The organism is Kitasatospora sp. NPDC101447 (assembly GCF_044767225.1).
Classification (GTDB): Bacteria; Actinomycetota; Actinomycetes; order Streptomycetales; family Streptomycetaceae; genus Kitasatospora.
Window position 1 is genome coordinate 97,035 of record NZ_JBIWNL010000009.1, and the last position, 10,868, is coordinate 107,902.

Annotated in this window: 5 protein-coding genes; 1 reads left to right on the forward strand and 4 read right to left on the reverse strand. The window is 76.0% G+C overall.

From position 1 onward, the window contains the following. Positions 1-83 precede the first annotated feature (83 nt). The 3 genes from ACIRST_RS16015 to ACIRST_RS16025 all read right to left on the reverse strand — a co-directional run bounded on the left by ACIRST_RS16015 (position 84) and on the right by ACIRST_RS16025 (position 8,089). A complete protein-coding gene (locus ACIRST_RS16015) occupies positions 84-1,343 on the reverse strand; it encodes a beta-ketoacyl-[acyl-carrier-protein] synthase family protein (RefSeq protein WP_402802817.1) in 1,260 nt (419 codons plus the stop codon). Then, complete coding sequence (locus tag ACIRST_RS16020; RefSeq protein ID WP_396545038.1) at positions 1,340-1,558, reverse strand: MbtH family protein; 219 nt, start codon at positions 1,556-1,558, stop codon at positions 1,340-1,342. Before ACIRST_RS16020 ends, ACIRST_RS16015 begins: the two co-directional genes overlap by 4 nt. 114 nt (positions 1,559-1,672) lie before the next feature. After that, positions 1,673-8,089 carry an amino acid adenylation domain-containing protein gene (locus tag ACIRST_RS16025; protein WP_402802818.1) on the reverse strand — a complete coding sequence of 2,139 codons (6,417 nt, stop codon included), beginning with the start codon at positions 8,087-8,089 and terminating at the stop codon, positions 1,673-1,675. A gap of 515 nt (positions 8,090-8,604) precedes the next feature. On the opposite strand from ACIRST_RS16025, the gene ACIRST_RS16030 reads away from it, so the two are divergent. Then, entirely contained in the window at positions 8,605-8,997 is a 393-nt protein-coding gene (locus ACIRST_RS16030) for a hypothetical protein (protein ID WP_402802819.1), read from the forward strand. Positions 8,998-9,050: 53 nt separating this feature from the next. On the opposite strand, the gene ACIRST_RS16035 is transcribed toward ACIRST_RS16030, so the two are convergent. Next, positions 9,051-10,670, reverse strand: coding sequence for an AMP-binding protein (locus ACIRST_RS16035; RefSeq protein ID WP_402802820.1), 1,620 nt, complete (start codon positions 10,668-10,670; stop codon positions 9,051-9,053). Positions 10,671-10,868: the final 198 nt, after the last annotated feature.

The following is a 10,868-nucleotide window of genomic DNA, read 5'->3' on the forward strand; positions in this document are numbered from 1 at the left end:
CTCACAGGTGTGGTTTTCGACAGGGGAGGGGTGGTACGGCGGGCGGGGCGGGGCAGTACGGCGGGGCGGGGTGCGGGCGGGTCTCAGCGGGTGAAGGCGAGCGACACGTTGTGACCGCCGAAGCCGGAGGCGTTGCAGAGGACGGCCGCGGGGCCGGCGGGCAGCTCGCGCGGGGTGTCCCGGACCAGGTCCAGGTCGAGGCCCGCCTCCGGGTGCTCCGCGTTGACGGTCGGCGGGACGACGCCGTCGGACAGGGACAGGACGGCCGCGACCGCCGCGAGCCCGCCCGCGGCGCCCAGCAGGTGGCCGGTCATCGACTTGATCGCCGAGACCGGGACGGCCCTCGGCCCGAACACCGTGCGCAGTGCCGCGGCCTCGGCCGCGTCGCCGGCCGGGGTGGAGGTGGCGTGCGCCTGGACGTGCCGGACCTCCGCCGGGTCGAGCCGGGCGTCGGCCAGGGCCCGGCGCAGCGCGGCGGCGAGGCCGCCGCCGTCCGGGCGCGGGCCGGTGGGGTGGTGCGCCTCGGAGGCCAGGCCGGCGCCCGCGAGGACGCCGTACCGGTGTGCCCCGCGGGCCCGGGCGTGGCGCTCGCGCTCCAGCACCAGGACGCCCGCGCCCTCGCCGAGGACGAAGCCGTCCCGGTCCCGGTCGAACGGCCGGGAGGCGCGGTGCGGCTCGTCGTTGCGGCCGGAGAGTGCGCGCATGGCGGCGAAGGCCGCGGCGACCAGCGGGTGGACGCCCGAGTCCGCACCGCCGGCCACCACGACGTCGGCGCGGCCGAGCCGGATCAGGTCCAGGGCGGTGGCGATGGCGTCGGCGCCGGCCGCGCAGGCGGTGGCCGGGGCCGATGCCTGTGCCCGGGCGTTGACGTGGAGGGCGGCCAGCGCGGCGGTGTGATTGCCCATCAGCATCGCCACGGCGTGCGGCGAGACCCGGCGCGCCCCGCGGGTGCGCAGCTCCTCGTGGTTGTTCACGACGGTGTGCACGCCGCCGATGCCGGTGCCGAGCACCACCGCGACCCGCTCCGGGTCCGGGGCGCCGGGGGTGCCGGCTGGTCCGGCGTAGCCGGCGTCCGCCCAGGCCTCGCGGACGGCGGCCAGGCCGAAGGCGCCGACCCGGTCCACCCGGCGGGCGAGCACCCGGTCCAGCAGCTCCCCGGGTTCGGCCGCGGCCCGCGCCGCGATCCGGACCGGGAGCTCGGCCGCCCAGGGGTCGTCCAGGGCCGCAACGGCTCCGCGCCCGGCGAGCAGCGCCGGCCAGGTGTCCTTGGCCGTCGCTCCGAGGGGGGTGACCGCGCCGAGTCCGGTCACCACCACGGCGTCACCGCTGCGGTCGTCCGTCATGCCGGCTCGGACTCCATGGCGGCGACCAGGCTCTGCGGCCGGATGTCGGTCCAGTTGCGCTCGATGTAGTCCAGGGACTCCTGGCGCCCGGCCTTCTCGTGGGCCACCGTCCAGCCCGCCGGGACCTCGGCGAACGCCGGCCAGAGGGAGTGCTGCCCCTCCGCGTTGCGCAGGACCAGGAACGTGCCGTCCGGGTTGTCGAAGGGGTTCTGCATCAGACTCGTGCCTTTCGTTGCGGGTCGCTCTGCGGTTTTGTCGCGGTGCGGGTCTTGTCGCGGTGCGGGGCTTGTCGAGGTCGGGAGGGTGGGGCCGGCCGGGTGGCGGTGCGGTCAGTCGGCGTCGGGGTCCGTGAAGCCGGGAGAACCGGGGGCGGCGGCGCTCGGGGCGCACAGGGCGGCCAGGCGGCGCGGGGTGCGCTGCTGGAAGACCGCGCGGATGTCGACCGGGCGGCCGAACGCGGCCTCGATCCGGCCGGACAGCCGAAGCGCCGCCAGTGAGTCGCCGCCGCGCGCGAAGAAGTCGTCGTCCGCGTCCAGCGGCTCGACGTCGGCGGTCGGGCCGGACGCGGCGCCGATGGCCTCGGCCGCCAGCGCCGCCAGGGTGTCCCGGGCGGCCCGCAGGGCGTCGGGGTCCGGCAGCAGCTCGCCGACCTTCGCCGTCGGCCGCCGCGCGACGGCGTGCAGCAGCGCGAGCAGCAGGTCACCGGCCCGCTCCGCGAGCGCGGTCGGGACCAGCTCCGGCCGGTGGCTGAGCGCGAGGTGCAGCCGCTGCTCCGGGGTGACGGTCAGTCGGACCGGGTAGTGGTACGGGTCATGGCCGTGGGTGTCGGTGATCCGCAGACCACCCGAGGACCCCGCCGCCCCACCGGCCCCCGGCCCACCGGATCCGGGCCCATCGGATCCGGGCCCACCGCCCCCCGGCCCATTGGCCCCCGGCCCGACCGGCTCGGCGGCCGCGTAGTTCTCGAACACCAGGCAGCTGTCGAAGAGTTCGCGCTGCCCGGCGCGACCGGCGGCGCGCAGGATCTCGCCGAGCGCCAGGTGCCGGTGCGGGGCCAGCTCGGCCTGCTCCCGGTGGAGGTCGCGCAGCAGGGCGTCCAGTCCGGCGTCCGGGTCCAGCCGTACCGGGACCGGCACGGTGTTGACGAGCAGGCCGACCAGGTCCTCGTGGCCGGGCAGTTCCGGGGTGCGGATCGACCCGGTGGCGCCGAAGACCGGTCGGCGGGAGCCGGTGAGCCGGTGCAGGGTGAGCGCCCAGGCCGCCTGGACCACGGTGTTGAGGGTGACGCCGTGGTCGCGGGCCGCCCGGCGGAGCGCCTCGGTGGTCTCCTCGGGGAGTTCCGCGGTGCGCCGCAGTGGCCGGGCGTGCACCCGTGCGGGGTCGGCGTCGGGCGCCAGCAGGGTCGGTTCGGCACCGGACAGGGCCTTCTGCCAGGCGGCGCGCGCGGCCTCGCCGTCCTGCCGCTCCAGCCAGCCGAAGTGCCGCCGGTAGGGGACGGTGTCGGGCAGGCCCGCGTCGTCGCCGCGGTGCCGGTACAGGTGCGCCAGGTCCCGCAGCAGGATCGCGCTGGACCGGCCGTCGACCAGGATGTGGTGGAGCGTCAGCACCAGCTGGTGGCGGCGTTTGCCGAGGCGCACCAGCAGGCCGCGGACCAGGGGGGAGCGGGCCGGGTCGAACGGCTCCTGGCGCTCCCCGGCGAGCACCTCCCGCCGTCGGGCCGCGTCGGCGCGGCGCAGGTCGAGTGCGCGCCAGGGGGCCTCGGCGTGCTCGTCCAGGACCTGCACGGGCTCGCCGGAGGGCAGCAGCCCGAACCGGGCGCGCAGTGCCTCGTGGCGCCGCACCACGGCCCGGAACGCGGTGCGCATCCGGTCGGCGTCCAGCTCGCCGTCGAGTTCCAGCACGGTCTGGACGGTGTGCAGGTCGGGGGCGCCGTGCTCGTAGCGGGCGTGGAACAGCAGGCCCTGCTGGGTGGGGGTGAGCGGGAGGACGTCCGTGACCGGGCCGTCCTGGGCGAGGGCGTCCAGCTCGTCCTGGGTGATCCGGACCAGCGGTACGTCCGAGGGGGTGATCCCGTGCGCGGCGGGCCGGCCGGCGAAGGCGGCCAGGGCGCGCAGTGCGGTGGCCCACTCCTCGGCCAGCGCCCGGACCTCGGGTTCGGTCAGCAGCCCGGGGGCCCAGGACCAGGTGGCGGTCAGCCGCAGGCCGTCGCCGCCGTCCTCGGCCACCGCGTTGACCTCCAGCGGGTGGGCCATCGGCTGGTCGGGGTGGACGGGCGGGGCGGCGGTCTCGCCGGCCGGGCGCCAGTCCGCTTCGGGGCCGGCGGTGAACCGGCCGAGGTAGTTGAAGGCGACCTGCGGGTGGGGGAGGCCGCCGAGGGTGGCGCGGCCCCGTTCGTCCAGGTAGCGCAGCAGCCCGTAGCCGAGGCCGTGGTCGGGCACGGTGCGCAGCTGTTCCTTGACCGCCTTCAGGGCGCGGGCCAGCACGGCGTCGTCGAGTGCCGCGTCGTCGAGTGCCGCGTCGTCGCGCGCGGCGGTGCCGGGGGTGAGCAGCACGGGGTGCAGGGTGGTGAGCCAGCCGACCGTCCGGGTGAGGTCCAGCCCGTCGAGGTCGCGGCGGCCGTGGCCCTCCAGATCGACCAGCAGCCCGCCGGGGCCGCGCGTGCGGGCGGCGGCCAGCGCCAGGGCGGTCAGCAGGACCTCGTCGGGGCCGGCCCGGAAGGCCGTGGGCAGCGTGGTGAGCAGTGCTTCGGTCTCGGCGGGGGTGAGTTCGACGGTCAGGCTCCGGGCGGCGCCGTGCACGTCGCGGGCCGGGTCGGCGGCGCGGTCGGTGAGCTGGGGGCCGGCCTCGGCGAGGGTGCGCCGCCAGTGCTCCAGCTGCGCCGCGACGTGCGGGCGTCCGGAGGCGTCGGCCAGCGTCTCGTACCAGCGCCGGAGCGAGGTCGGCACCGGGTCGAGCAGGGCCGGGGCGCCGGTGCCGGCGGCCAGCCAGGCGGCGTGCAGGTCGGGGAGCAGGACGCGCCAGGAGACGGCGTCCACGGCCAGGTGGTGGACGACGACGAGGAGGCGGCCGGGGGCGGTGCCGGCGTCGAACCAGACCGTCTGGAGCAGGTTCCCGCTGCGCGGGTCCAGCCGGCCGGTGGCGTCGGCGGCGTGCTCGGTGACGGCCGCGGCCAGGGCGTCGGGGGCGAGCCCGGCGACGTCGACCCGGCGGACGTGGTCGGCGGCGGTACCGCTGCCGGCGTCCTCAGTGCTGGCGGCGCCGGTACCGCCAACGCCGGTACCGACGGCCGGGACGGTCAGCGACCAGTCCTCGGTCAGGCGCATGCGCAGCGCGCCGTGCCGGTCGAGCAGGGCCTGCACCGCGCCGGTCAGTCGCTCCAGGCCGAGCCCGGCCGGGACGGTGAGCAGCGTGGACTGGTTGAACGAGTCGACGGGGCCGCCGAGTTCGCGCAGCCGGTGGACGATGGGCGGCGCCGGGAAGTCGCCCACGCCGTCGTCGTGGGTGACCGGAGCCGCCGTGCCGGCCGTGGTGCCGGACAGCGTGGCGAGCGCGGCCGCCGTACGGTGCTCGAAGACCTGCTTGGCGGTGAGGTCGAGGCCCGCGCCGCGCGCCTTGGCGACCAGCTGCAGGGAGGTGATGGAGTCGCCGCCGAGCTCGAAGAAGCCGTCGTGGACGGAGCGCACGTCGCGGTTCAGCACCTCGCCGAACAGCTTGACCAGCAGCTTCTCGACCGGGTTGCGCGGCGCGCGGCCGGTGGTGCGCTCCTCGGCCGGGTCGGGCACGGGCGGCAGCGCGGCGCGGTCCAGCTTGCCGTTGGGCGTGAGCGGGATCTCCGGGACGGGGACGAAGGCGTCCGGCACCATGGCGGCGGGCAGCCGGGCGGCGACGTGCTCGCGCAGCTCCCCGGCCCCCGGTGCGCCGTCCAGGACGAGGTAGGCGACCAGCCGGTCGGCCTGCGGGCCGCTCCGGACGACGACCACGCAGTGCCGCACCGCCGGGTGCCGGCAGAGCTCCGCCTCGATCTCGGCGGGTTCCACCCGCTGGCCGCGGATCTTGACCTGGTCGTCCGCGCGGCCGAGGTAGACGAGTTCGCCGTCGGCGCCCCACCGGGCGATGTCGCCGGTGCGGTACATCCGCTCGCCCGGCGCGCCGAAGGGGTTGGCGACGAAGCGCTCGGCGGTCACACCGGGGCGGCGGACGTAGCCGCGGGCCAGGCTCGGCCCGGCGATGTAGACCTCGCCGGGCACGCCGACCGGGACGGGGCGCAGCCAGGTGTCGAGGACGTGCATCGCGGCGCCCGGGATCGCCCTGCCGATCGGGACGGCGCCGGGGGCGATCCCGTCGTCGGGCCCGCTGCGGAACTCCATGCAGCCGACGGTGGCCTCGGTCGGGCCGTACTCGTTGACGGCGGTGGCGGTCGGGTTGCCGGCCCGCCAGGCGCGCAGCATCGCGCCGGACAGCTGCTCGCCGCCGACCACCAGGTCGCGGGTGGGCGACAGCCAGGCGTGGGTGTCGGCGAGCAGCGGCATCTGGCTGGGCGTCACCTTGGCGAAGGTGGCCGGGCCGAGGCCGGTGGGCGCGGCTTCGGTGAGCTCCGCCATGTGCACCCGGCCGCCGGCGGTGAGGCCGCCCCAGACGCCGGTGACGGTGAAGTCGAAGGAGATCGGTGACTGCACGATCGCCGTCCCGGCCAGGCCCGGGTAGGTGTGCCGGGCGAAGTCCAGGTAGACGCCGACGGAGCGGTGCTCGACCTGGACGCCCTTGGGGCGGCCGGTGGAGCCGGAGGTGTAGATCAGGTAGGCGCCGTTGCCGGGGCGCAGCGGGCGGACGCGCTCGGCGTCGGTGACGTTGCCGTCCGGGTGCGGCTCGGCCAGCAGGTCGGCGGGCCGCAGGTGGGCCGGCGCCGGGCCGGCAACGTCACCGACGCCGAGCGGGTCGGTGGGCGAAGGGCCGTCCGCCGGCGGGTCGGCGGGCCGGGGCGCCTCGGCCGGGAGGGCGGGGTCGCGGTCGGTGAGCAGCGCGGCGGGCCGGGCGTCCCGGAGCATGAAGGCGACCCGCTCCGCCGGGAGCGCCGGGTCGATCGGCAGGTAGGCGGCACCGGACTTCAGCACGCCGAGCAGCGCGACGACCAGCTCGGCGTCGTGCGGCAGCAGGACGGCGACCACGGACTCGGGGCCGATGCTGCGGGCGATCAGGGCGCGGGCGATCCGGTTGGCGGCCGCGTTGGCGTCCCGGTAGCTGAGCGCGCGGTGCCGGTCGGAGAGCGCGACGGCGTCCGGCGCCCGGTCGACCCGGGCCTCGAACAGTGCGGGCACGGTGGTCTCGGGCACCGGGCCGCGGGCCGGGACGCCGGGGACGGGGAGGGCGGCCCGGGCGGCGTCGTCGAGCAGGTCGAGGGCGGCCACCGCGGTGTCCGGGGCGGTGGCGAAGGCGGTGAGCGCGGCCTCCAGCCGGCGCAGCACGCCGCGGGCCGTGTCGGCGTCGAACACCTCGCGGCGATGGGTGAGTTCGAGGACCAGCCGGTCGCCGGGGACGACCACCAGGCTGAGCGGGTAGTGGGTGGAGCCGCGGGCGCCGTCCGGGTCGGTGGCCGCCGGGTCGTCGGTGAGCGGGGAGATCCGCAGGCCGGCCAGGGGCCGGGCGGCCGCGTCGTCGCCGCTGCCCGGGTCGGCGAGGGCCAGGAAGGTGTCGAAGAGGGTGCCGTGCCCGGCGGACCGCTGGATCTCGGGCAGCGGGAGGTGGTGGTGGTCGGTGAGCGCGGACTGCTCGCGCTGCACCCGGTCCAGGAGGGCGTGCAGCGGCTCGGCCGGGTCCAGGCGCACCCGTACCGGGACCGAGTTGATGAGCAGTCCGACCATCTCCTGGACCCGCGGGGCGGCGGCCGAGCGCACCGAGACGGTCTGCCCGAAGACGACGTCGGTCTTCCCGGTCAGCGAGGCGAGGGCGAGCGCCCAGGCGGTCTGGGCGACGGTGTTGAGGGTCAGGCCGCGGGCGCGGGCGGTGTCCCCGACGGCCGCGGTGAGCTCGGCGGGGAGTTCGGCGGCGACCAGGTCGGGGAGGTCCTCGGCCGCGCCGGTGTGCTCGGGGCCGGTCAGGGTGGGCGCGTCGAGCCCGGCGAGGGCCTGCCGCCACGCGTGCTCGGACACCCGGGCGTCGCGCTTGGCGAGCCAGGCCAGGTAGCCGGTGGGCGGGACGGCCTTCGGCAGGGCGGTGTCCTCGCCGCCGGCCGCGTAGATCGCCACCAGGTCGCGCAGGACGGTCGACAACGACCAGCCGTCGAGCAGGATGTGATGGTGCGTCAGCACCAGGACGTGCGACTCGGGGGCCGTCCGGACGATCGAGAAGCGGACCAGCGGCGGGGCGCCGAGGTCGAAGCCGCGCAGTCGCTCCTCGGCGAGGTGCCGGGCCAGTCCGGCGTCCGCCCCACCGGCCGGGTCGGCTGCGGCCTCCGCCCCGCCGGCCAGGTCGAGTTCGGTGATCGGCACGGTGACCTTGCGGTGCACCAGCTGCACGCCCTGCCCGTTCTTCCGCTGCTGGAAGGAGGCGCGCAATGCGGTGTGCCGGCGGACCACGGCCCGGCAGGCGGCGCGCAGCCGCTCGCGGTCGAGCGGGCCGTCCAGGCGCAGCGCGGCCTGGCTGACGTACTCGTCGATGCCGCCCTGGCCGAGCAGAGAGTGGAAGAACAGCCCCTCCTGCAGGGGCGCGAGCGGAAGGACCGCTTCCAGCGGTGAGTCGTGGGCAGGCACTGGGTGATCTCCAACCGGGGCGGGTTGCGGTCGCACGGTCCGCGGGCGACGTCCGGCGCGGACCGGCCGGGATCGCCGGGGGGACGGGAGCTGCGGGGCCGTCCGGCCGGCCCGCGTCGGCCATGCTTCCGGCTGCCGCACGGCCCGGCCAGGCAAGTGCCCGGCAATCGAAATTGCATTCCAGCTGCCGATCGGGTGTAACGGTCTCCACCAGGGGAATTCGGTTCTGCGGAGACGTCCGGAAGACTTCCGCAAGGCGTCCCTATTCCACCGGCGGGAGCTGCAGTAGGGTGCCTCTGCGCCGTTCCGACCGCCGTTCCGACCGCCGTTCTGACCGCCGTTCTGACCACTGCTCCGATCGCCGATCTGACGAGGCCGCGCCCGTGCTCACGGCGCCGGTGCCGATGCGGGCGCCTCACACACGATGGGAATTCCCCGTGAAAGACAACATGGTCGAGATTCTGACCGCAGCCGTTCTGGTGCTCGGACTTCTCCGTGAGTTCAGGGATCAGAGATTGACCCTCGCGCCGTGGCTGCTTCCGGTGATTCCGATCGTGGTCGGAGCCCTCCAGGACGACCTGATCGACCACGACAGGAGCGGCGCCTCGATCGGGCTCGGCGCCGCGATCACCGGGGTCGGTCTGGCGCTCGGCGTGGCGTACGGCGCGCTGCTGCCGATCAGCCGGGACGCGGCCGGGCACACCGTGTTCAAGGGGGGCCTGTACGCCGTGGCGGTCTGGGCGGGCCTGCTGGTCTCCCGGACGGCCTTCTACAAGGTCGGCCAGAACCAGGACATCGAGACCGGGTTCGGTTTCCTGGCCATCTCGTTCGGCGCAATGCTCTTGGCGCGCACGCTGGTTGTGACCGTCCGGTCCCGCAAGCGGCTCCCCGCCGGCTCGCCGGCCTGAGGCGGCGGGCGGCGCCCCGGGCCGGCCGGTGAGGCCGCCCCGGGGCCGGCCGGTCAGGCCGGCGTGAGACTCCGGACGTCGCCGCCCAGTTCGCCGGCGGTCAGCGCCGCCCACATCACCCGGCGGCGCGGTTTCCCGCTGGAGGTGACGGCGAGGCCGCCGCGCGGCACCTCGACCGCGAGCAGGTCGGCCTCGGCGCCCAGGGCCTCGGAGAGCACCGTGTGCGCCGCGGCCTGCCACTGCGGGTCGGGCTTCTCCAGCACCACCACGCCGGTCGCGCGGTCCTCGCGGTGGCCCAGCAGGACCGCCACCCGCCGCTGGGGGATGCCGAGTTCGTGCAGCTTGGCCTCCAGGCTCTCGGCGAAGACCATCTTGCCGCGGACCTTGACGCCGTCGCCGAGGCGGCCGACCACGTAGAGCTGGCCCTCGTGCAGGAAGCCGGCGTCGCCGGTGTGCAGCACCCCGCCGTCGAGCACCGTGCCGGAGGCGGTGCCGGCGGCGCCCTGGTAGCGGGTGCCCAGGGTGTTCCCGCTCACCAGCACCTCGCCGACCACGCGGTCCGGCACCTCGGTGCCCTCGTCGTCCACCACGGTGACCGTGACGCCGCGCAGCGGGCGGCCGCAGCCGACGAAGCGTCCGGCCTGGTCGCCCTCCAGGGTGACCTCGCTCCAGCCCTCGCCGATCGGCAGGCCGGTGACCGCCAGGGTGGCCTCGGCGCCGCCGTACGCGGGCAGCAGCGCGCGCCGGTCGAAGCCGTGCGGGCCGAGCAGCGCCTCGAAGCCCTCCAGCACCTGCGGGTCGATCCGCTCGGCGCCGAGGATCAGCGAGCGGAAGGACGAGAAGTCCAGGCCCTCCAGCTGGGCCGGCTTCACCCGGTGCAGGATGTACGCCAGGCCGAAGTTGGGCATGGCGGTGAGGCCGACCGCGTTGTCGCTGATGCAGCGCAGGTAGCGCAGCGGGGAGCGGATGAAGTCCTCCGGCTGCATCATCCAGCCGTCGCAGCTCATCGTCACGAAGTTGACCATGCAGCCGATCAGGCCCATGTCGTGGTGGACCGGCAGCCAGGAGATGCCCGAGTACTCCGGGAACCACTCCAGCCAGCGGTGCATCGCGTTCACGTCGTTGGTCAGCGCCTCGTGGCCGACCAGCACGCCGCGGGAGCGGCCGCTGGACCCGGAGGTGAACTGCAGCAGCGCGAACTCGGCCGGGGGGTACGGCTTCGCGGCCGGTTCGACGCCGTCGATGAACGCGTCGAAGACCACCGGCGCGGGCAGGTCGAGGCCTTCGGTGACGGTGCGCACCGGCGCCTGCGACTCCTCGTCGCAGACGATCACCCGGGGCTGTGCGGTGTCGAAGAGGGCCCGCGCGTGCTCGGCGTACTCGCTGCCGCGCTGGAAGGCGAACGGCGGCGCGATCGAGCACGGCGTGCAGCCGGCCGCGATGGCGCCGAAGAACGTCGCCACGAAGCCGGGGCTGCAGCGCTGGACGACCGCGACGACGTCGCCGTCCTGCGCGCCGGCGGCGCGCAGCGCCTCGGCCGTGCGCAGCACCTTGTCGGCCAGCTCGGCGTAGCTGTGGAACTCCCAGGAGTCACCCGGACCGGCGAAGTGCAGGCCGCGCTCCTCCGAGGCCTCCTCGACCCAGTCCAGCAGGGCCCTGTCGGGGATGCTCATTGACCGATTCCTTCCCAGATCCTCGCGTTCGTCGGAGCAACGTGGCTGCCGCCCACGGCCGCATCCTCCGGTTCGTACGGGCGGGAGGCCAGGAATCGAGCGGGCAACTCCGGCCCGCCGCACGGCCGGTACCAGCAAGGCCGATTGCCGGTCAGTTTCCTGGTCGGATCACTGCGCGCGCGCAAGCATCGGCGGCGA

Bases quoted from the DNA above. Each gene is read 5' to 3' on its own strand.
- ACIRST_RS16015 (WP_402802817.1), bottom strand. From the start codon at position 1,343: ATGACGGACGACCGCAGCGGTGACGCCGTGGTGGTGACCGGACTCGGC.
- ACIRST_RS16020 (WP_396545038.1), bottom strand. From the start codon at position 1,558: ATGCAGAACCCCTTCGACAACCCGGACGGCACGTTCCTGGTCCTGCGC.
- ACIRST_RS16035 (WP_402802820.1), bottom strand. From the start codon at position 10,670: ATGAGCATCCCCGACAGGGCCCTGCTGGACTGGGTCGAGGAGGCCTCG.